Raw genomic sequence first — 21506 nt, forward strand, 5'->3', positions numbered from 1 at the left:
TTAAGTAATTATCAAATCTACTGTTTTTCAATTACCACGATTTTCGATTTATCAACATAGGCCGTCAGCGTGAAACCTATACTTTCGATCAAAACCTCCACTTTTTTGTGTAATACACGCTTTACGGTTCCCTTCTTTCCCATCAGCACACCCTGATTCACCATTACCTTGTCATCCAACTCCACATTTATTTGTCTTACCTCCACGTCTTCAAACTCATTCATGAACTTACGGATAGTCTGTATTTCTTTGTCCTTAATAACAGCCGGTTTTCCCAGCCAGTACACAAAATTCACCACTCCATTCACCATACGTACAGGTGTTTTCTCCTCCTCATTTACCCGCACGAACACATAGGATTTGAACAAAGGCTCCTCCACAATCTTGATCCGGTCACTCCATTTACGGTGTACCTTATTGAGCGGACAGTAACACTCCACCCCCTTTTCCTCTAATAAGCGGTGTACCTTTTTCTCCCAACGCGGTTTGGTGTACACTGCATACCATTTTTTTATTGAACCATTACTCATGGATTAATTGAATCTGCTAACGCACTTTTAACCACTGTATTGCCGGATTTATTTGAACTTTTCTCTCCGTTGGCAGGGCAGGGCTTCGCCACCTCAGTCACATTCCTCTGATTGTAAGTGACTGATTATTAACGTATAACTTAAAAGTATGGGCACTATACAAGCGAAAAGGGTACAAGTGAGTCTTCCTGAGAAGTACTCCTTATACCCTTCCACTGTATTGTAATAAAATGCGTTTGTTGTCTTTTCACAGATATTAGTTCCAGTTCTACAAAATCATTGGACTGCCAACTTTTCGCTCGACGATTGCAAATATAGGAGATTTTTAATGTGCAAAATCACGCCTTTAAAATACTTAAATCATTATTTTTCAATAAAAAAAGCAACCTCCTCAGTCACAAATTCGATAAAGCCCATATTGGCAGATATGGCCATTTGAAATAATCTATGATACATATATTCAACTTATACAAGTTGCTATGCGATTGATCCCGGCTATTTCCCTGTTCATGTCTGCCAGCCATTGATGAACTACAAGATTAAACGCTATTCTTTCCCTCGGCCCTCCTTTGTTCATGGCAAATAACCAGTAACCAGCAAAACAGCAGTCCACCCATTACAAACGACAGACCAAAAATCAAATAGTGGACATTCATATGTTACTTCTAACTTACTTCTTGCTTCATCTTCCTTATCTTTCCCTTTAAAATTCATCGCTTTGACCCAACGCTTCTATTCCCTCGACGTATTCCGGGGCGCTACAGTAGCCCTTATGATCCTTGTAAATAATCCCGGTAGCTGGGGGAATATCTATGGCCCTCTTGAGCATGCTCCCTGGCATGGTTGCACACCCACCGACCTCGTATTTCCTTTCTTTCTTTTTGCCGTAGGAAATGCCTTGTCGTTTGTGATGCCCCGGCTTGAAGCGGCCGGCACGGCGGTGTTTCTCCGGAAGGTATTCACCCGTACATTGCTGATCTTTGCCATTGGCCTCTTTCTTAATTGGTCGCCCTTTGTAAAGTGGGTTGACGAAACATTGGCATTCAAGCCCTGGGCCGATCCCATTGTTGAGGGACGTTTCCCCACCGGCATCCGCATATTGGGCGTACTTCAGCGTATAGCCCTCAGTTATTGTTTTGCTTCACTGATCATTTATTTTTTTAAGATCCGGGGCGCCCTCTTTACTTCTATGTTACTGCTATTGGGGTATTGGGCCCTTTGCCTGCTGTTGGGTAAGCCCGCTGACCCCTTCAGCCTGGAAGGATATTTTGGGATACAGATTGATAAAGATGTATTGGGCGAGGCGCATATGTATAAAGGAGAAGGCGTTCCTTTTGATCCGGAAGGCCTCACCAGTACGCTTACTTCCATTGTACAGGTTATATTTGGATATTTTGTTGGACATTCTATCCAGCAAAAAGGGAAAACCTATGATATGCTTGCCCATCTTTTCGTAGCGGGCAGCCTCTTCATTTTTGCCGGCTTTGCCTGGGACATGGTTTTTCCCATTAACAAGAAAATATGGACAAGCTCCTTTGTATTGTATACAACAGGTCTCGCCATTTTTGTGCTTTCTTTATTGATGTTTCTCATTGAGTTCAAAAAAGCACATGAGAAAAAATTGTTGGTACGCACAGAAACAAAAGCACTTATTACACTGGCTGCAGGTTTAGTCCTTGCCTGGCCATTGAGAATTTTGCTGGATGCCTCTTATGTCAGTATAGCCCTCGCCTTACTGGTTCTGGGTGCCGTTGCGCTTATGTTGCTGAGCAATAACTGGAGCAAGTTCTTTGATGTATTTGGTAAAAATCCATTGTTCATTTTTGTGTTGAGTGGTTTTCTTCCCCGTTTTCTCGGTCTGTTCCGATGGGTAGACCATGTATCGGAAAATGGAAAGAAGGTGTATACCAGTGCATTCCCCTGGTTCTATGAGCATATTTGCAAACCCCTTTCAGATAATCTTAAAAACGGCTCTTTATTATACGCGCTTTGCATGATCGCCTTTTATTGGTCTATCGTATACTGGCTTGATAAGAAAAGGATCTACATTAAGGTGTAAGGATTTTGCCGTATGTATATTACTGAAGCCAAATTTCAAAGAGAACAGAACAATTTTGATGCCCTGCGCCTGCTTGCAGCGTTCATGGTTTTTATTACCCATAGCTATGGCTTTCCAATAGACCCAATTTCGCGACTAACAGGCGGCACCTATACCCTCAGTTCCTGGGGGTTGATTATTTTTTTTACACTAAGCGGCTTCCTGGTATGCCGCAGTATCAGCAGGTCTTCTCTCAGGGATTATTTCTGGAACCGCTTTTTGCGGATTTGCCCGGCTTTAGCTGTTTGCTCCCTGCTCATGGTCATTATACCTGGCTGTATTTTTACAACTTTACCCCTGAGAGAGTTTCTGTTACATCCTGGCACCTGGCACTTCCTGTTACAAAATTCCTTCCCGGTGCAGGTGGTCTTTAAATTGCCCGGTGTATTTAATGAGCGGGCAGTCAACGTCTCTTTATGGACCATACCGTTAGAAATAAAATTATACATTGCCCTGACATCCTGGTTCCTGGTAGAAAAGAAAGCTTTATCCTTAAAAAAACATAGAAGAATTACGCTTGCTGAAGAGCTTATTGCTCAGCCAGAAAATAAGGCAAACCAGTATAAATAATAAGCATAGGATAATGACAGAAAATTTGGCAGCGGCCATATCATAAGTCAGCATTACATTCCAATGGGTAATAGCACCCTGCAGACTTTTCGTCATGGTCACATTTTCGATCACATCACAGATGCCTGCGATGGCCAACAACCAGGAAGCCCCTTTGCCGGAACGGATGAGTATTTCATGTCCTGTCAGCCTCGAGAGGAAGGCACAGGCCACTGCCAGGCCCGATGTATACAAAATAATAAACAGGTAGTCAATGTAAATACTCTGAACAGCCTTATTGTATTTTCCCACCTGCTTCCATTCATGCACAATGCTTTCGGCCACACTGGCCTCTTTCGCCACCTCAAACCGTACAATATCTCCCGACGTAAGAGGCTGCAGGTAAAACCTGGAACAAATAATAAAGAGAACGTTGACCAGTAATAGCCACCAGAACCAGCGTTGCAAAGAAGCAGTAGGAGCCGCGTAGGTAATTTTCATGATCAATGGAAATTAAAAGCAAGCCTGATTAAAAGACAATCGTCTCTTTAAAAATAAACAATTTCCACGGAACACTTACGACAGTTCGACACAGCTCATTTTTTACCAGTTCAATAGTATGCCAGTCTGTTTTATTCCGGGTAGCCGCTTAAATTTTATACTCCCTCTCACAATCCATTTAATTTGTATATATTATACTATGAAAAAGCTCCTTCAGTGGCTGTTCCGTAAACCTGTAGCCTGGCTGGCAGAGAAGGTTTCTTCCTCACCAGATAAAGAGGCGGTATTTGCTTCCCTGTCTAAACTACAGGAAGACATTGTAAAGAAGAAAGGCAGTAATGGTATTGTATTGCCTTTCAATATTGATAGCAGCAAGTTCATTATCCTCTCCGATCAGCATAAGGGAGGCAGGGATCTCGCGGACGATTTTGCACCTGCCGAAGCCAATTACCGGACAGCGCTGCAATACTATTATAATGAAGGCTTTACTTTTATTAATATCGGCGACTGTGAAGAGCTGTGGGAGAATACACCTAAGGTAGCAATAGAAAAGAACCGGCTCGCCCTGCTGGAAGAGGCAAGGTTCCTGCAACAGGACCGTTACTACCGTATTTTTGGCAATCATGACCTGGAATGGAATTACCTCATTCAACAGAACCAATACCTGAAGCCCATTTTTGGGGATAAACTAAAAGTGTATGAAGGCCTGCTACTGAAAACGACCTACAACCAGCAGGAATATGCAGTTTTCCTTGCACATGGCCACCAGGGTGACAAAAAAAGTGATGGCAATCCATTCAGCAAATGGGTAGTAGCTGCTATCTGGACACCCATCCAGCGTTTCCTGGAAGTAAGTATCAACACGACAGCCGACTCTTTTGATCTTGTAGACCGTCACAATATCATGATGTATGAATGGAGCGCCACCCAAAAGAACCTGATCTTTATTTCGGGGCATACGCATAAACCTGTTTTTGCTTCTCTTGACCATATAGATCGTCTTACCAAACAATTGGAAAAAGCCATTACTACCGGTGATGAAGCAAGAGGCAAAGAGATTGCCGGTGAAATAGAAAAAAGAAAACTGGAATACGCCGGTAAGAAACTTGTCAAAACCATGGCGCATCCCAGTTATTTTAACAGTGGTTGCTGTTGTTTCAGTGATGGAGATATTACCGGCATCGAAATAACCGAAGGCTTTATCCGCCTCATTAAGTGGGAATCGGATGACAAAGGCCCTGTACGAAAAGTTCTCGAAGAGTCGCCCCTCTACTATATTTTCGATTCACTGGTGTAAGCATTTATTCTCCTTCGATCTCTCCTTTCTTCATCCATGGCTTAGGTGCCGCGCCATCCATTTTCACGATCTTAGGATAGAACAAACCGACAGTATCCACCAGGTGTTGCTGCGCATTCATTACAGTATAAATATCTTTATACGCATGTGGCGCCTCATCCAATCCACCACCGATGAGCTTAACCCCATGTTTGCTGAGCATTTCCTATAAGGCATGCCGTGTAATGGTATTCAGGGCTGCTGTTCTGCTCATTTTTCTTCCGGCTCCATGCGATGCCGAATTAACAGAAGCCAGCTCACCTTTTCCTTTCACAATGAAGCCCGGCGCGGTCATAGACCCCGGAATAATACCCAATACGTCCTTACCTGCCGGTGTAGCTCCTTTTCTATGCACAATCACTTCCCGTCCCTGATACATTTCCCTCCAGGCGAAATTATGGTGGTTTTCTACCATCTTCAGTGGTTGCCGCCCCAACTGCTTTGCAATTTTAGCATGGATCACATGATGGCAGGCACTTGCATAATCGCCGGCCAGGTTCATGGCCATCCAGTATTCAATGCCTTCCTGCTCATCCATCGTTAGCCAGGCCAGGTTATTCGCTTCTCCCGGCAGCCGCCTTTTTTGTTTGGCCACTTTGGTATAGTGGTTGGCAATATTGGCGCCCAATGCCCTGGAACCGGAATGCGTGAGCAATCCCAGGTAGGCTCCGGCTTCTATACCTAAAACAGGATCTTTCTCTTTAATCTCTACCAACCCGAACTCAGCAAAATGGTTCCCGGAACCGGAAGATCCCAGTTGCTTTGCCGCCCTTCCCTGCAATGCTTTGAGCAAAGGCAGTTGATCAAACTCAGGACGGTCAATCACTTCATGTTCTGTAGCATTGTCAAACTGCCGTCCTCCACCGAATAGGGTGGCTTCATTCAGCTCGCGGGTAAAATATGGCTCCCGTTGCACCAGCTCTTTCGGATCTATATCGAATACAGATAAACACATCCGGCATCCGATGTCAACACCTACTCCGTATGGTATTACGGCATTCTCTGTAGCCAGTACACCTCCAATAGGCAGTCCATATCCGGCGTGCGCATCGGGCATTAAGGCTCCTGCCAGCGATACCGGCAGTTTGGCTGCCTGGTACATCTGGTTCATCGCGCCGGGCTCAATGAACTCGCTGCCAAATACATTGAAAGATATACCTGTTGTGTTCAACGATATCTCCACACCTTCCGGCGCAGGCTTGGGCAATAGTTGTTGCGCCACGGGCGCCAGTACAGCATCTTCCATATAATCAGCCGGAGCAGTCAGTACGTCTTTCAAGATATCTATTGCCTGTTCGGTTGTATGATGTTTATAGTTGCGCTCCATCACATTCATGGCAATGCTGATCACCGGGCCTTCCGGATAACCAATTACCCTTAAATCCTTTCCTTTTAATTTTAACTTTGCCATACTTCTTGGTTTTCAATAATCAGTTAACTGTGAACCTTCTATTCTCAATTTACCGAATTCATTTCGTGTCAGGTCAAACCGTTTTAGTGGACAAAACAGGATTCGAACCTGTACACACCCGGCTTCAACGGGCTGCTCTACCATTGGAGCTATTTGTCCTTTGAGGGAACAGGATGATTCGAACATCCGTCTTTCCGTTAACAGCGGAGCGTTCTGCCATTGAACTATATTCCCTTTGTCGATGACGGCTTAAGAAGATTCGAACTTCTATCTGTACGTTCGTAGCGTACTATTCTTCCTTTGAACTATAAGCGGTTGGTTGTCTTTGGGCCTCGAACCCTGTTCTCCTCATTCACAGTGAGGTATTTTACCAGTTAAACTAAAGACAACGTTTTGTTACCGGGCTCAGATTCGAACTGAGAACATCACAGTCAAAGTGTGATATGTTAGCCGGTTACACTATCCGGTAAAGTTGGCCCGGTGAGAATCGAACTCACAACCCCGGGAGTAAAAGTCCCTTACTCTGCCTGTTTGAGCTACGAGCCAATATGGTTTCTGTTGGCCTGCCGGGACTTGAACCCGGAGCTTCCTGCGTATAAGGCAGTTACTCTAACCATTGAGTTACAGGCCAGGATGGTTTTGGAAAAGTAGCCTCCCGCAGCATCGCGGGAGAACTACTGTATCCTCCTTTCTGCACATAACATGTTTACCGCAACTCAAATTCTGCCGGGTGCTGTATTTTACCCGTTCCTTTTTTGCTTATGGCTTTATTCTTTCCGGTCTTTTTTCCTGTTATCAGTTCCATGATCAACCGGATTGTTAAAACAGCCATCACCAGTTTCATAATTACCTCCTTTCTGTGTTGCTTATACGGGACAACAAAAAACCCGGTCATTGAATGGACCGGGTTCTGTATGTTTCACAACACAGCTTATCACTGTACTGGAATAGACTCCGGTCGTTTATGTATATGTTCCTGATCCATGCGTTTGGCATTTGTAAAGCGTCTGGTTATGGCACAGGAAGACCCTGCAGGCAGTGTATGCTCAACTGCCAGTGCCATCAACCGTATGGATTGTATTGTTTTCAGCATGGATTAAAAACAAAAAACCCCGCTTCAGGCGGGGCTTTCGTTGTATCTAGGTTTCGTAGCTCTCTACAAATTACCAGGCAACATGATACGCCCCGCACTCATGATATAATCCTCACTGGGATTAAACCATTTCGCTGTTTCAATATGCATCTGTATGCGTAACATGTTCTTCTGTTTAAAATTTTATTGACGATGCAAAGGTGTAATTATTTTTTTATTCGCGCCAACTTTTTCTGAAAAATATTTTTCAGGCAATCATGAATAAGATCCAATGCCTATGCTCTTCCCGGTTTGTACAGGTGATGACGGATAGCATAGATGATGATGCCTGCGGTATTTTTCACGTCCATTTTTTCCATGATCTTCATACGAAGACCTTCTACTGTGCGGACGCTCAGGAATATTTTCTCGGCGATCTCTTTGCTGGTAAGCCCATTACAGATATAGGTTATGATATCTAATTCCCGCTCACTGAATTCGGGCTTGTTGTGCAGCTTGTGGGGATTGAATTTGCTTTTGGCCACCATTTGCGCCAGCTTGTTGGAGGTATGACGGCAGTAATAGGGTTGCTGGTTATAGACTGATTTGATAGCCTCTACAATCTCATATTTATCAGCATTCTTGAGCAGGTAACCTTTGGCGCCTGCTTCCAGCATGTCAATGATAAGATCTTCTTCATCAAACATCGTAAGCGCAATGATCCCCACTTCCGGATGGTGTTCCGCAAGATGGCGCGTGGCTGTAGCCCCATCCATATTGGGCATTTTAACGTCGCTGATCACGATATCAGGCTGCATGGCTTTTACCTGGTCTATCAGCTCTTTACCGTCGGCAGCTTCGGCTATGAGCTCTATATCGGGTTGTTTTGCCAATACCATGCGCAAGCCATCGCGGTATATCTCATGATCATCAGCAATAATCACTTTTATATTGCCGTGTACTTTCATAGCAATCAGGTTATGTTCAGACAGGGATTTCAAATGTATACATCGTTCCTTTACCGGGCTCAGACTGACAACTCAATTCCCCGCCCATCACTTCGGCCCGGCTTTGCAAGTTACGAAGTCCGAGGCCTGGATTGTCTCTTACTTTTGTAAAATAATTGAAACCTTTTCCATTATCGGCTGTCATCAGCAACAGGCGGTCTTCCTCTATCACAATTTTTATCATGAGCCAGGTAGCTTCCGCATGTTTTACCGTATTATGCAGGATCTCCTGGATAATGCGGTAGATGTTGATTTCCTTGTGCTGGTCCAGGTGCAGCTCCTTTTCGCAGATGAACTTAATCTGGAGGCCATAGATCTGCTGGTTATTGTTCACAAATTCCTCTATGGCCTTTTGCAGCCCTTTTCTGACCAGTGTATTGGGCATGAGGTTGTTGGATATCTCCCGCAGCTTACGAATGATAGAATCTATATGGGTGCTGGATTTGCCGATAATCTCCTGATCGCCGGGATCGTTGGTATCGAGACTGTTGATCTGTAGTTTAACGGCCGATAAGAGAGGGCCTAATTCATCGTGCAGGTCGGAAGCTATGCGTTTACGTTCCTTTTCCAGCGTATCAATTTCGGCCTGGATCTTTTCCTTATGCATGCGCAGGCTTCTTCGTTGGTAGCGGATAATGGTAATGATATAATAGAGAAGAATGATACCTACCACCGCTACTACGATCAGAAGGGAGTCGTAAAGTTTTGCTTCCGAGGTATCCATAAGATCGCTACTGCGTACAATAAATTAACCAATAAATTCGAATATACGTTTATTTCCTGCAGGTGGGAACGAAATAATTTGGTCACGCTCTGCCGCACGACAGATACATTTGTTACACATACCATTACAAAAAAGGTATAAAATATAATTATACCCAGGCAAATGAGAAATTTTGGGTTCTTGAAAATATTCCCCCGCTCGTGCACCACCACTTTATTGAAGGTATTAACACTGAAAAAGATCAATGCAAAAGAATAAAGAATGCGGAAGTAGAAATTAGGGAAAGTAAGCCCATCAAGAAGAAGCGTAAGGATAACCCAGCCAACGAAGAAGGTGGCAATAATAAAAATAAACACATCCTTCCGCCGGTTGAACAATCCCCAGTTATGGAATAACCAGGTGAACAAAATAAAATCTGTAATTGAGAACAAATTCAGTAAGGCGGTAAAAGTTTTCGGCTTCCCACTACTCATCAAAGCCATAGCAGATAATTCCACCAGCAATACCAGGAATACATTATAAAGTAAGGGATAGTAAGACGTATTAATCTTACGATATCTTACTATCCCGATTATTACGGCAAAAATGATACTTAGGCTCAGATAAAAACGAACAGTAATGTCCATTAGCAAAATATCATTGGGTATTAAATTAATGAGTACACGACATGACAAGCGAAATTATTTTTCCGGGCCGTAGCAGGGCGGATCGCAATGGCCGTATTCAAAACCGCCCTCAATAGGATCGCCAGACTGTGCAGCAACGGTAGAGCCCTTCCTTACAAAAAGATCTCTACCCTGCGCGTCCACGCCTACAAGTATAAGCCTTATCTGTGTCTTACCATATTTGTCAACTGGTGAAGCACCATAATAGACCTTAATACCTACGCAGGTAGAATCTTTCAATAGATCCAATACACTCGGCTTGTTGAAAGCTTCAGATTTAGGAATGAACAAGTGAGGCATCCTTTTTTCCAGGGTGTCCCTTTCCTGGTTATAGCGCTTTCTGTAAACGGCTATAGAATCTTTAGGGATAAAGTGGTCCCTGATGCCAAGCTGGGAGGTATCCTTAGGGATTGGGATCCATACGCCGTCTCCTTTAGGCCCACCACAGGAAACGATAAAAAACGATAAACAAACGGCCCCTGTCATAAGCAGGGTCAAGGGGAAAAGTGACTTTCTGAGGTTAGTTGTCATAAAACTGATTTTTGAGGTTTAAACAGTCAAACATTGGCTAAAGATATTGGTAATCAGTCAGCCACCTTACGTAGAAGTACTTAATTTGCCTACAGACTGTACTTTTCATATCCGGTACTTCATCGCTTGCCTGCCTTTGTTTATTATAACAACTTTGGCATACCTGACCCTCTAACCCACCAACTTTATTACTCCCCTCAACCCTAACCTGTGGAGAAAGGATTATGTGATTGAATATACCACTTAAAACCACGTACAATGAGACGCCAACACCCACCTGTTGCCCCAGAGACGCCTGCACTTACTTTCCATAGCAGTACTTCTCCCTTCCTGTTCAATCCGGCAGATGCATGGAATGTGATGAGCAGCTATTACCTGGAAAAGATCCAGGAGCATAATGAAAGACTGCAGCAGTTAAACCTGTTGGAGGATGCCCGGGAGATTGCAACGATCTGCCATGAGATCATCCGGGCCAAAAAGGCATTGTGTAAGCTATCTGTCAGGGCCGGCTACCTGGCTTAAGATAGGAAGGATCAGAACAATTTCCCCTGCTCACCGGGCCTCCTGAAACGGGAGCAATCCAGTTCCAGCCTTTCATGGTTCAAGCCATATTTATGAGTGTATTTCCTGTATTGCATGGACACCATTTCTGCAATATTGCCCTCTCCCCGCATACGCACGCCAAACCGGCTGTCATTTACTTTACCATCATGGCTGCTTTCGATCATATGCCATACCTTATCGGCACGATCGGGGAAGTTCTTATAGAGCCAGTCATGGAACAGTAATTTGATGGCCCCATTGAGCCTGATGAAGGTATAGGCCGAAAAAGTAGCCCCATTTTCGCTGGCCCTTTTGATGATGTTGTGCATGTCATGCTCATTTAAACCCGGTATCATAGGCCCCAGCATGACGCCCATCCTTACCCCTGCATCACTCAGTTCCTTAATTACCCGGAAACGTTGCGAGGCCGTGGTGGTTCTCGGCTCCATTACACGCCGGAGATCTTCATCCAGGGAAGTAATAGACACCAGTGCACTCACCAGGTTGCGCCTGGCCATTTCCTGCAAAATGTCCTTATCCCGTAAAATGCCGGCATTTTTGGTGATGATGCCTACCGGCTGGTTGAATTCCAGGCATACCTGAAGGCACTGGCGTGTTAGTTCAAATTTCTTTTCTGCAGGCTGGTAACAGTCTGTATTGCCGCTGAGGCTGAGTGGTACACATTGCCATTTGGGGTTCATCAGGAACTTCCGCAACAGTTCGGGAGCATTTTTCTTTACGATGATCTTACGCTCAAAGTCAAGACCGGCGCTATAGCCCCAGTATTCAAAAGAGTTACGGGCATAGCAATAGATACAGCCGTGTTCACAACCCTGGTAGGGGTTCATGCTGTAGTACATGCCCACATCGGGACTGTCTACTTTATTGACGAAGCTTTTTGACTGTTCCTCCAGGTACTGGGTGGCTACATTTGCTTCTGTCCAATCATCAATGGATTCTATATGTTCTCTTACCCGTTCATTTTTGATAAACCTGTTTTTGGTATTGATCTGTGCGCCACGACCTTTAAAATAGGTATCCTTTCTTTCCTCTTGTGGTGTTTCCATAGTTTTAATTTTTAAGGCTTCGACAGGCTCAGCCTGACACTAATAATAACACACCCTCCTGTCCCGGCAGGCACCTGTAGAAACAGGCAGCACAGCGGGACAGGACTCAGACGGGTGTGTAAGACTGCTGAAAAGACTCAAACAAATAACTCCCCTTGTTTGGTGCTTATGGGCAGGTTCTGAAACTCAAACCGCTGCGCAATCTGCCACGCTTTATCACCTGCCCTTCGTTTCAGCAATAACATACTGTCCGCAATGAAACGGCCTGTAAAATGCCGGTGTGAATATTCCAGCCACCCTTTTTCATATTGCCAGGGCAATAGTTTGCGGGCGATGGTAAGGTGCGGTTCGTCTATAAAATGTGGTTTGTGTTCATTGTCCAGCTTCATGAGCCGCTGTGATTCTTTGATCTCCCGCACCAGGTTTTGTATGGGTTCTTTGGTAGTGATATTGATGAACAGGGTATGGCTGGGGAAGCTTCCATAATCCTTTAGCTCTACCTTAAAGGGGTGATACCCCATGGCTACTGTTTTAAGGCGATTGATGATGCGCTCTTCCAGCATTTCCAGTTGTGTAAATGTCACCAGCGCCAGGTGTACTTTGCTGCCCAATGCCGAAGGTGCCTGATAGGTTTCATAAAAATCCTTCCGCACCTGTAATACCCGGTTACGCAACTCTTCATGCGGCAGTAATACCAGCATGTATTCACTCAACCTCAACTGACTGGTATAGTCATCATAAAATGCCCTGGGTGTTCCATGCACTTTTTTAGCGGGTATTGTTTGCATATTCTTTTTCATAGTTTTTCTTTTAAATAGTTATGATCAGGCCACTTCACTCCAGGGTTGGGCGCCACGGGCAAAGGGGAATACGTTGATTGTTTTACAGTCGTCAAACTGATGGGATCGCCGCAATAACCTCAATTCATTTACCATGAAGGATTCATGAAAGGTTTTTTGCGAATAGCTGAACATGGCTTTTGTGTATACCGGTTCGGGCAAGCGCCGGGCAATACTAAGGTGTGGCTTGGCGATGAGCCGGACAGGCGGACAGGAAGATGACCGTACAAGGTCATCCACGGCTTTGAGCTTTTGCGCCAGGTTCATAAAAGGCAGGGGGTCCTGTATCCTCAGGTAAATAGTATGTGGCGGGAACCCGCTATAATTATTAAGCGTAACCAGGAAAGGGGATTGCTGGTCGCAGATACGCTGGATCCAGCGCAGGAGGGTTTCTTCCATGGCTTCCCGGGCCAGGAAACTGGCCACGATGATATGCGACCCTGACCGGGCGGCAGTCCTGCCAGACAGTTGTCCCGATGGGGCGCCAATCCGGTACTCGTCGTCAAATTCCTGCTTCTGCGCCAACACTTTATCCTGCACGGCCGCATCAGGGTTCACTACCAGCAGGTACTCATACAGGCCGTATTCGGTCCAGCCAGGGCTGGTATTATTTTTAGCCGGTTCCATAAAATAAATTTTTACCTGATCATTATTTTAGCATAAATTTACTAAATCTTTTAGTAGATCAAAATTAATTTTATGGAGGACGAAGTTTATTACAATCCCTCCTACCGGGGCTCCAAAAAGTACAACCAGTGGGAGATAAAGACCGCCGATGCCACCGGCTTTGGCGCTGCAGCCGATGATTATATGGAGCGGGGCATTGACCTTAATGAGCAATTGATCCATAATAAACCGGCCACTTTCATTATGCGGGTACGGGGTGATGCGATGACCGGAGCAGGTATTCATGATGGCGATATTGTTATTGTGGACCGCAGTATTAAAGCGGTGAGCGGCAAGGTGATCATTGCGGTACTGAATGGTGAAATGCTGATCCGCCGCCTGGAAAAAACATTTAATAAATTACGGCTGGTACCGGATACCCCTAAACTGGCCCCAATAGAAGTAGATGCCGCCTGTGATTCTTTTGAAGTATGGGGTGTAGTTACCTGGGTGATACATGCGCCGTAAATACAACGCACTGTCCATTCCATTAAACCTATCCTAAGGGCAGGGGCCGGCTAAAAAGTGGATGAAGATTATGATTAGTGTGACCGGAAAGCATCTTCATTATTACCCGAATCAACTTATTTGTTCGAACACTTTTTGGTCGGCCCATTTTTATTAAATGGCGAGTGGTGAATGGCAAGTAGCGAGTAGGCGCGCCTGATGGTTAACAATAAATGGTGAATCATGAAGGCAATTGTTGACTGTAACAGTTTCTATTGTTCCTGTGAGCGGCTTTTCAGGCCCGATCTCAAAAAGAAGCCTGTAGTGGTGCTCAGCAACAATGATGGCTGCATTGTATCGCGCAGTGATGAAGCCAAAGACCTGGGCGTACAAATGGCCGGTCCTTATTTCCAGGCACGGCCGCTTATTCAGCAACACAATATTGCCGTTTTCTCTTCCAATTATAATCTCTACGGTGACCTGAGCTGGCGGGTGATGGAAACATTGCGCACGCTTTCACCCATGGTGGAAGTGTACTCTGTAGACGAAGCATTCCTGGATCTTAGCCATGTTCCTGCCGATGAGCTGGAAGCCACAGCGCTCCATATCCGTCACACCGTGGAACAATGGACAGGCATTTCTGTTTCCATCGGCGTAGCGCCCACCAAAACACTGGCCAAACTGGCTAATTACCTCGCCAAGAAAAACAAGGAAGTAACCCGTTGCATTACAGTGCTTGCTAAGCCAGAGGAACTGGCAGCAGCGCTGCAAACGGTACGCGTGGGCAATGTATGGGGTGTAGGCCGCGCCTTTGCCAATAAGCTCATTAACCAGGGTATCACCAGCGCCTGGGAGCTCAGCACCATGCCCGAAGAATGGGCCCACCGCCATATGGGCGGCATTACCGGCGTACGCCTTATACGGGAATTAAAAGGTATTCCTGCCATTGACCTGGAAGAGCCCCTGAAAGTGAAAAAGATGATTGCCACTACCCGCATGTTTGGCGAGCCTGTAGGGGATATTAACGCCATCCGGGAAGCAGTAGCTACTTATACTACCCGTGCCGCAGAAAAATTGCGCCGGCAGCAAAGCGCCGCCAAAGTAGTGAGCGTTTTTATTGTAAGCAAAGAACAAGATCACCTGATTGATTTCCATTACGGCCCTTCGATCAGCACCCATATTACTTTACCCGCTGCCACTTCGGTTACACAGGAACTGATCAAGCCGGCGGTTGAACTGGTCAATCAGTTGTACACGCATGGCAAAGAATACAAGAAAGCCGGTGTTATGCTCAGCGGACTGGTGCCCGATACCTCTATACAAGGCAACCTGTTTTCGGCGCCCGCAAAGAACAATAACCGGTTCTTAATGGATGTGGTTGACAATGTAAACTTCAGCATGCGGGATGATATGGTAAAGTTTGGCACGGTAGGCACTACCCGTAACTGGAAGATGCGGCAGGAACTGCATAGCTCCCGCTTTACCACCCGCTGGGAAGAATTGTTTGAAGTGAGATAACCGGCCGCTCACCCTTCTTAATTTATTCAATCAAAGAAACTGATCTGGGTACCTGCAGTTGATTTGCCGGGCTGAATGAATTGTGGCTTTTGCAAGTGCAGGTCACAGGCCGGATTGAGCTTATCAATCATGTAGGCTATCAGTTCCGGGCAATACATTTCATCGGGCATGTGTACAAAAAGATAGAGCTCCTGCAGACCATTGTTGATCCAGTAAGTAATACGCTGTACCCAGGCATCCGCACGGGTATAATCGGTTGGATGCAGGAGGTTACACACAAAGCGTACAAATGTTCTGGGCGCCGAAAGGTGCATGTGCGCACAATCCCTTCTGCCGGCCGTATCGGTAATAACGGCCCCGATATTCAAAGAACGCAGGGTATCAAAAAGCTCTTTCCTGATAACAGGATCGGAAAACCACTGCGGATGCCGCACTTCCAGGAAAAATGGCAGGTCTGTGGGTAAGGATGCCAGGTAGTTGAACAAGGGTGTTTTACGGCCGGGCGCATAGCTTTCACTGACCTGTAAAAAAATAGGGCCCAGGTGTTCTCCAAATGCCAATACGCCTTCCAGGAAAGCAGAGGTTTGGTCAAAGACATTGTTGAAGTTGCTGTAATGGCTGATGAGCTGTGGTACTTTGGGACAGAATTTAAAATCCCTGCCTGCAGCCCTTGCTGCCCATTTACCAATTTCGGCAGGTGTGTATATTTTATAATGGGTGGCATTGAGCTCTACGCAATTGAAGTGCTTTACATATTGTTCCGTGAAGCCGGCTTCCTTTGTACCCTTTGGATATACCCTGCCTACCCAGGATTTGTGTCCCCAACGGGGCACTCCCAGGTATACCTGTGGCTTACCGGTTTTTTGGCCGGTCAATACCAGACGGTTATCCACGGGCTCTGCCGGAAGGGTAAAATCAACGGTATTTAACTCGTCCTGGGGGATCTTTCCAAAATCCATATAACTATTTTAAGGGCTCAAATCTAACTTATAATGTTTTAGGATACAATTGTTTAGCGCAATCTTACGGGTGCAGGATAATAATCAAACAATCAATTGGTTAGCATTTTTTTCGCACCTTTAAAATATATCGGGTCTTCGTGCGTCTACCTTCTTATACAATGGAGAAGACCCTGACGATATCACCGGGCATGGCAGGAGAACCTAAACGCAATATTACCCAGGTCATTAATGACTACAGCAAAAGGCTGATGGGTTTTATACGTAAGCGGGTAACCAATGAGGCTGATGCAGAGGATGTATTGCAGGATGTGTTTTACCAGTTTATTGGTAATACACAGCCCATTGAGCAAATGAGCGCCTGGTTATTCACGGTAGCCCGTAATAAGATCACCGACCGGCAGCGGAAGCATAAGCCGGAAGCGCTGGAAGATGTATTCAGGGATGAAGATGGGGAGGAAGCTATTAACTGGAGTGAATTGTTGTTCGACAGCAGCAATAACCCGGAACGTGAATACCTGCGTACACTATTCTGGGAAGAACTGAATGCCGCATTGGAAGAGTTACCAGCCGAACAAAGGGAGGTGTTTATCCGCCATGAACTGGAAGGTGTTCCTTTTAAAGAGCTGGCTGAGCAAACCGGCGAAACGGTGAATACCCTGATCAGCCGGAAACGTTATGCGGTACTTCATTTGCGTGAGCGGCTTAGTATATTGAAAGATGAATTATTAAATTATTAACCCTATAAATGAGTGTTATGAAACGTAGATCCAGAGCCGGTAAAGGATTCCTCATCCTGGTGTGTGTAGTAGCGTTTATTTCGCTGTTCAGCTTTATTGTGATGAAGCTATGGAATGCCATTTTACCGGATGTATTGCACGTAAGTACGATCAATTTCTGGCAGGCAATGGGCATATTGGTGCTGTCTAAAATATTGTTTGGCGGCTTTGGCGGTTGGGGCCATAAGAAGCAGGAATGGAAAAGAAAGATGCAGGACAAGTGGCAGCATATGACACCTGAAGAAAGGAACCGTTTTAAGGAAGCACTGGAAAAAAGATTTGAAGGCCGTTTTGGCCGCCGCTGGTGTGTACCTGATGAAAAGTATGAGCGCCGGAAGGAAGAGACACCCAAAGATGAGGCCGGTGCGGGTGCCGGCGCTGAATAAACGATATTCCTGATTCAACTGCTATATATGGACATCCTCGTTTTTAAAACCAATTTGCGCTACCGGAAAAACATTCACCATATTGGTACGCACCTGAATAACCTGCAGGGTATTATACGATGGAATGTAGACCTGCACGATAAGGACAAGATATTGCGTATCGAGGCGCAGAACCTTAGTCCGCGGATTATTGAGCATACGCTGAGCCATGCAGGGTATTCCTGCCAGGAACTGGAATAGTTGTACTTACTTGATCTGCGGAAATGTGATCCCTGTTACCTTCCTGAAAATATCTACTGCATAGAGGTCGGTCATGCCGGCAATGAAATCTACTACAGATTGGGTATCCTGGTAAAGCTTATCCGGCTGGCCGGTAACCACAAATTGTTCCGGGATCAGTTGTAACAGCTTTTTGGACTTAGCCGCTTTGTGTGTGATAACAGCCGTAAAAAACTCTTTCAATAATTCGCCGATCACATTGTACCCGGCAATTTCAATCTCCACTACCGAACGGTGATTATAAATATGTTCCACCGAAAAATCATCAATCTTCTTTATCAGTTCCAGTTCAAGGGGCGGCAGGTAATCTATTAATGATTTCGCTACTTTGCCATTGAGCAATTCGGCCTCTTTCTCCATGAACACTGTACTCACCCGGTTGATGAGGAGATTGATAAGCCTTGCCCTCAGAAATTCTACCTTTCGGTTGTCATCTTTGATCTTATTGCAGGATTCTTCCACCCGGTCGCGGGCATCGTAACCTGCTGCGTGATCAAAGAAAGCAAGGAAAAGGTCTTTAAGGGTATCAATGGAAATAATATTAAGGCGGTGTGCATCTTCAAAGTCTATTACCCGGTAACAGATATCATCGGCAGCTTCCACCAGGTACACAAAAGGATGGCGGGCATATACATTTTGTTGCGCATGCTGCTGCGGGATGCCCAGTTCCTGCGCAATGTATTGGTAAGTGCTGATCTCCGAATCAAAGAAACCCGACTTTTTGGTGATGAGCTGCTGTTTATTGAATCCGCTCAGTGAATCGGAAGGATATTTAACAATAGAAGCCAGCGTAGCATAGGTGAGCCGGAAGCCACCGGTACTATCCTCTCCAAAGCTATGGGTGAGTGTGCGGAATGCATTGGCATTGCCTTCGAAGTACAGGAAGTCCCGTTGCTGGTTAGGTGTTAGTGTATCTTCAAAACGTTGTTTCGCTTCACCGGCCAATTCGCGAAAGAAGGTGCGGATGGCCTCTTCGCCGGAATGGCCAAAAGGAGGATTGCCAATATCATGCGCCAGGCAGCCGGCAGCAATGACCGATGGCAATTCATATTTATAAAACTCCCTGAAATCTTCTCCCGCATCAGGATATTTGGCAGCCAGGGCATCGCCCACGGCTTTCCCGAGGGAACGCCCTACGGAAGCTACTTCAAGACTATGGGTTAAACGGTTGTGCACAAACACAGGGCCGGGTAATGGGAATACCTGTGTTTTATTCTGCAGCCTGCGGAAGGCGGAAGAGAATATGATGCGGTCATAATCCCGCAGGAAAGAGGTACGAAGGGCATCGGTATAGGTGGCCGATCTGTTTTCACCACCTGTGCGGCGGGTGCTGTAGAGTTGCTGCCAGTTCATTGATATTTTTTCATTAACTGGTAAAGGATCTTATCATCCGGTGCGTCAAGTACCCGCCCCAGCGTATCCTGCAGAAAATGCCGTTTGAAGGCGCGGATAGCGGCTGTCGTATCAGCCAGGTCATATCCCACCAGCCGCAATGCGGTGAGGTGATCGAAGGAAGGCGGTATAATGATGTTGGTGGTATCGTCATACCACTGACCAAAGCCGCGCTGCGACAGGCGCTGCCAGGGGAAGAATACATTGGGATCATTCTTACGTTTAGGCGCTATGTCACCATGCCCGATAAAGTTGGCCGTTGGAATGCTGTATTTCCGCTTCAGTGTATCCAGGAGTTTGATCAGGCTTACGATCTGCGGCTCGGCAAACGTTTCATACCCATCATTATCCAACTCAATACCTATTGAGGACGAATTAATGTCTGTATTATTACCCCATTTGCTCACACCGGCCTGCCAGGCGCGCAGGTAATCATTGAGCATGTGGTGCACGGTCCCATCTTCACAGATCACATAGTGAGCGCTTACCTTAGTACGTTGCAGCGTAAAGGTCCTAAGCGTTTGCTCACAGGATTTCTGGGCAGTGTGGTGAATGATCACAAAGTTGGGCTTGCGCAGATCAAAGTTGACAGTACCTACGGCATAAGACGGCGACACAATCGAATCCAATGTCATGGGCGGCGGCAGGGGCCGCAGGCTTTTGGACAGTGTTTTGGATTGCTTTTTATAAGTCCTGTTGGTAGCTGCGTAGGGGTTGTGGGCACAACTGTGCACGGCGGCTGTAAGTGACAATATTATACAGATGGCCGGTATTATTCGGGCGAAAGCGTGCATAATACAGTATGGATTTGATCGGAATAACTGAAACAGGTTTTACCGCTTGCGTTGCGGAGGGCCGTATCTTCTTTTGTTTTTATGCTTGGGTCTGGACGAATTATTATGGGCGCGGTAATCAGGCACAGGTCCCAGCTCCTGGGGAACCATCGCTTTTTTTACCGGCTTACCCAGCAGGGCTTCAATATCGGCAAAACGGCGTTGTTCTTTTTCACTGATGAAGGTGATGGCCATCCCGTCCGATTCGGCCCTGGCTGTACGGCCGATCCGGTGAATATAGTCTTCCCCGTCATGTGGCACATCATAATTGATCACCAGGTCAATATTGTCTATATCAATACCCCGGGAGAGAATATCAGTAGCTACCAATATAGGAATGCGACCGCTTTTGAAATCCAGCAATACGTTTTCACGATCGGCCTGTTCCAGGTCGGAATGCATCTCAGCTATTTTGAAGCGGGCCCTTTGTAATTCCCGGTTGAGCTGTTTTACATTCTGCTTGCGGGAGCAGAAGATGAGCACCATTTTAAAATGCGTATGCCGCAGGATGTATTGAATAAGGGGCAGTTTCTGGGGTTCGTAAACCACAAAAGCCTCCTGTATGATCTTTTCTGGTGGTTTAGAAATAGCGATGTTCACTTCTTCCGGATTGTGCAGGATCTTCCGGGCCAGTGAGCGGATCTTTTCGGCCATGGTGGCTGAGAAGAGCAGGTTCTGGCGTTTTGCCGGCAGGTGGGAGATGATTTTCATGATATCATCATGGAAACCCATGTCCAGCATACGGTCGGCCTCATCCAGCACCAGGTATTGCAGGCCGCTCAGCTTTACATAACCCATGTTGAGGTGGGCAATGAGCCGGCCGGGGGTGCAGATGACGAAATCCACTCCTTTGGAGAGCGCATTCTTTTCCGTGGCAAAGTTCATCCCATCGTTACCGCCATATACCGCAATGGAACTGATAGAAGTGAAATAGGACAGCCCTTCCAGGTTCTGGGCAATCTGGATGGCCAGTTCCCGGGTGGGTACCAGAACGATGCAGTTTACCTGTCCGTCGTTGCTGTGCTGCAGCAGGCGGTGAATAATAGGCAGCAGGAAGGCGGCGGTTTTACCGGTGCCCGTCTGGGCACATGCAATGATATCCCGGCCTTGCAAAATGATAGGGATTACTTGTTCCTGAATGGGGGTAGCGACCTCATAACCAGTGGATTCTATGCTTTCCATTAAGGCGGGATCAAGTCCAAATTCTGTGAAATTCATTAAACCAATTAATATAAAAAGACTATGTTATTAAGACCAATTCCTGTAAAGATAACATAAAAAATCCCCCTTTGTGAAAAAGGGGGATTGGGTAAGTTTCTATTTGAATCTGGGAGGCCCCGGGAGAGCCTGTCCCGCTCTGCGGGCCCCGGGCCC

The 21506-nt window shown here is 46.0% G+C and carries 25 protein-coding genes and 4 tRNA genes; 10 read left to right on the forward strand and 19 right to left on the reverse strand.

Annotated elements, in window-relative coordinates; all coding sequences use genetic code 11:
* Positions 1-17: 17 nt before the first annotated feature.
* Positions 18-530 carry a UpxY family transcription antiterminator gene (locus tag HB364_RS03350; RefSeq protein WP_167286479.1) on the reverse strand — a complete coding sequence of 171 codons (513 nt, stop codon included), beginning with the start codon at positions 528-530 and terminating at the stop codon, positions 18-20.
* Positions 531-1248: 718 nt separating this feature from the next.
* On the opposite strand from HB364_RS03350, the gene HB364_RS03355 reads away from it, so the two are divergent.
* Together HB364_RS03355 and HB364_RS33625 are read left to right on the forward strand one after the other, a co-directional pair.
* Entirely contained in the window at positions 1249-2589 is a 1341-nt protein-coding gene (locus HB364_RS03355; protein ID WP_246228297.1) for an acyltransferase family protein, read from the forward strand.
* A gap of 12 nt (positions 2590-2601) precedes the next feature.
* Complete coding sequence (locus HB364_RS33625) at positions 2602-3198, forward strand: acyltransferase family protein (protein ID WP_167286480.1); 597 nt, start codon at positions 2602-2604, stop codon at positions 3196-3198.
* Here HB364_RS33625 and HB364_RS03370 read toward each other — a convergent pair.
* On the reverse strand, positions 3121-3678 hold the full coding sequence (locus HB364_RS03370) for a hypothetical protein (protein ID WP_167286481.1): 558 nt from the start codon (positions 3676-3678) through the stop codon (positions 3121-3123). The genes HB364_RS33625 and HB364_RS03370 overlap by 78 nt on opposite strands.
* Before the next feature lie 199 nt (positions 3679-3877).
* Between HB364_RS03370 and HB364_RS03375 the strand changes: the two genes are divergently transcribed.
* Entirely contained in the window at positions 3878-4975 is a 1098-nt protein-coding gene (locus HB364_RS03375) for a metallophosphoesterase (protein ID WP_167286482.1), read from the forward strand.
* Between the two features lie 4 nt (positions 4976-4979).
* Here the strand turns inward: HB364_RS03375 and HB364_RS33040 are convergent, their stop codons facing one another.
* The 9 genes from HB364_RS33040 to HB364_RS03415 form a co-directional block, all read right to left on the reverse strand.
* Positions 4980-5177, reverse strand: coding sequence for an RtcB family protein (locus HB364_RS33040; protein ID WP_246228299.1), 198 nt, complete (start codon positions 5175-5177; stop codon positions 4980-4982).
* A 3-nt stretch (positions 5178-5180) separates the two neighbouring features.
* Complete coding sequence (locus HB364_RS03380) at positions 5181-6425, reverse strand: RtcB family protein (RefSeq protein ID WP_246228301.1); 1245 nt, start codon at positions 6423-6425, stop codon at positions 5181-5183.
* An 87-nt stretch (positions 6426-6512) separates the two neighbouring features.
* Positions 6513-6584: transfer RNA gene (locus HB364_RS03385), tRNA-Phe, on the reverse strand.
* A 4-nt stretch (positions 6585-6588) separates the two neighbouring features.
* Positions 6589-6659 (reverse strand) — tRNA-Asn (locus HB364_RS03390).
* A 238-nt stretch (positions 6660-6897) separates the two neighbouring features.
* Positions 6898-6971, reverse strand: a tRNA-Lys gene (locus HB364_RS03395).
* Positions 6972-6983: 12 nt separating this feature from the next.
* A tRNA-Ile gene (locus HB364_RS03400) sits at positions 6984-7056 on the reverse strand.
* Positions 7057-7131: 75 nt separating this feature from the next.
* The gene (locus tag HB364_RS03405; protein WP_167286483.1) at positions 7132-7269 is read right to left on the reverse strand and encodes a hypothetical protein; all 138 of its coding nucleotides are present in this window, start codon (positions 7267-7269) and stop codon (positions 7132-7134) included.
* A 524-nt stretch (positions 7270-7793) separates the two neighbouring features.
* Positions 7794-8465: a response regulator transcription factor gene (locus HB364_RS03410; protein WP_167286484.1), complete on the reverse strand. Its 672-nt coding sequence runs from the start codon at positions 8463-8465 to the stop codon at positions 7794-7796.
* A 16-nt stretch (positions 8466-8481) separates the two neighbouring features.
* Positions 8482-9228 carry a sensor histidine kinase gene (locus HB364_RS03415; RefSeq protein WP_167286485.1) on the reverse strand — a complete coding sequence of 249 codons (747 nt, stop codon included), beginning with the start codon at positions 9226-9228 and terminating at the stop codon, positions 8482-8484.
* Positions 9229-9428: 200 nt separating this feature from the next.
* Here HB364_RS03415 and HB364_RS03420 point away from each other — a divergent pair, with 200 nt between their 5' ends.
* On the forward strand, positions 9429-9623 hold the full coding sequence (locus HB364_RS03420; RefSeq protein ID WP_167286486.1) for a hypothetical protein: 195 nt from the start codon (positions 9429-9431) through the stop codon (positions 9621-9623).
* A 285-nt stretch (positions 9624-9908) separates the two neighbouring features.
* Here HB364_RS03420 and HB364_RS03425 read toward each other — a convergent pair whose 3' ends face one another.
* A complete protein-coding gene (locus HB364_RS03425; protein WP_167286487.1) occupies positions 9909-10424 on the reverse strand; it encodes a hypothetical protein in 516 nt (171 codons plus the stop codon).
* Positions 10425-10682: 258 nt separating this feature from the next.
* Between HB364_RS03425 and HB364_RS03430 the strand changes: the two genes are divergently transcribed.
* A complete protein-coding gene (locus tag HB364_RS03430) occupies positions 10683-10946 on the forward strand; it encodes a hypothetical protein (RefSeq protein WP_167286488.1) in 264 nt (87 codons plus the stop codon).
* 11 nt (positions 10947-10957) lie between these two features.
* On the opposite strand, the gene HB364_RS03435 is transcribed toward HB364_RS03430, so the two are convergent.
* The 3 genes from HB364_RS03435 to HB364_RS03445 all read right to left on the reverse strand — a co-directional run bounded on the left by HB364_RS03435 (position 10958) and on the right by HB364_RS03445 (position 13500).
* Positions 10958-12034, reverse strand: coding sequence for a PA0069 family radical SAM protein (locus tag HB364_RS03435; protein WP_167286489.1), 1077 nt, complete (start codon positions 12032-12034; stop codon positions 10958-10960).
* Between the two features lie 137 nt (positions 12035-12171).
* On the reverse strand, positions 12172-12834 hold the full coding sequence (locus tag HB364_RS03440) for a 2'-5' RNA ligase family protein (protein ID WP_246228303.1): 663 nt from the start codon (positions 12832-12834) through the stop codon (positions 12172-12174).
* Between the two features lie 24 nt (positions 12835-12858).
* Positions 12859-13500, reverse strand: a complete 642-nt coding sequence (locus tag HB364_RS03445) for a 2'-5' RNA ligase family protein (RefSeq protein ID WP_167286490.1) — start codon at positions 13498-13500, stop codon at positions 12859-12861.
* A 72-nt stretch (positions 13501-13572) separates the two neighbouring features.
* Here HB364_RS03445 and HB364_RS03450 point away from each other — a divergent pair, with 72 nt between their 5' ends.
* Entirely contained in the window at positions 13573-14007 is a 435-nt protein-coding gene (locus HB364_RS03450) for a LexA family protein (protein ID WP_167286491.1), read from the forward strand.
* Between the two features lie 222 nt (positions 14008-14229).
* On the forward strand, positions 14230-15504 hold the full coding sequence (locus HB364_RS03455; protein ID WP_167286492.1) for a Y-family DNA polymerase: 1275 nt from the start codon (positions 14230-14232) through the stop codon (positions 15502-15504).
* Positions 15505-15530: 26 nt separating this feature from the next.
* On the opposite strand, the gene HB364_RS03460 is transcribed toward HB364_RS03455, so the two are convergent.
* Positions 15531-16463, reverse strand: a complete 933-nt coding sequence (locus HB364_RS03460; protein ID WP_167286493.1) for a DUF72 domain-containing protein — start codon at positions 16461-16463, stop codon at positions 15531-15533.
* Positions 16464-16624: 161 nt separating this feature from the next.
* Between HB364_RS03460 and HB364_RS03465 the strand changes: the two genes are divergently transcribed.
* Genes HB364_RS03465 through HB364_RS03475 form a run of 3 tightly spaced genes read left to right on the forward strand, consistent with a single transcriptional unit; the run spans position 16625 to position 17868 of the window.
* Positions 16625-17203 carry an RNA polymerase sigma factor gene (locus HB364_RS03465; protein ID WP_167286494.1) on the forward strand — a complete coding sequence of 193 codons (579 nt, stop codon included), beginning with the start codon at positions 16625-16627 and terminating at the stop codon, positions 17201-17203.
* A 17-nt stretch (positions 17204-17220) separates the two neighbouring features.
* Positions 17221-17628 (forward strand): hypothetical protein, encoded by a 408-nt coding sequence (locus tag HB364_RS03470; RefSeq protein WP_208419842.1) that lies wholly within the window; start codon positions 17221-17223, stop codon positions 17626-17628.
* A 27-nt stretch (positions 17629-17655) separates the two neighbouring features.
* Entirely contained in the window at positions 17656-17868 is a 213-nt protein-coding gene (locus tag HB364_RS03475; RefSeq protein WP_167286495.1) for a hypothetical protein, read from the forward strand.
* Positions 17869-17874: 6 nt separating this feature from the next.
* On the opposite strand, the gene HB364_RS03480 is transcribed toward HB364_RS03475, so the two are convergent.
* Genes HB364_RS03480 through HB364_RS03490 form a run of 3 tightly spaced genes read right to left on the reverse strand, consistent with a single transcriptional unit; the run spans position 17875 to position 21350 of the window.
* Entirely contained in the window at positions 17875-19260 is a 1386-nt protein-coding gene (locus HB364_RS03480) for a deoxyguanosinetriphosphate triphosphohydrolase (RefSeq protein WP_167286496.1), read from the reverse strand.
* Positions 19257-20093, reverse strand: coding sequence for an N-acetylmuramoyl-L-alanine amidase (locus tag HB364_RS03485; protein WP_167286497.1), 837 nt, complete (start codon positions 20091-20093; stop codon positions 19257-19259). The genes HB364_RS03480 and HB364_RS03485 overlap by 4 nt, the downstream gene beginning before the upstream one ends.
* A 39-nt stretch (positions 20094-20132) precedes the next feature.
* On the reverse strand, positions 20133-21350 hold the full coding sequence (locus HB364_RS03490) for a DEAD/DEAH box helicase (protein ID WP_167286498.1): 1218 nt from the start codon (positions 21348-21350) through the stop codon (positions 20133-20135).
* Between the last annotated feature and the right edge of the window lie 156 nt (positions 21351-21506).

Origin of the sequence: Paraflavitalea devenefica (assembly GCF_011759375.1) — a bacterium.
GTDB lineage: Bacteria > Bacteroidota > Bacteroidia > Chitinophagales > Chitinophagaceae > Paraflavitalea > Paraflavitalea devenefica.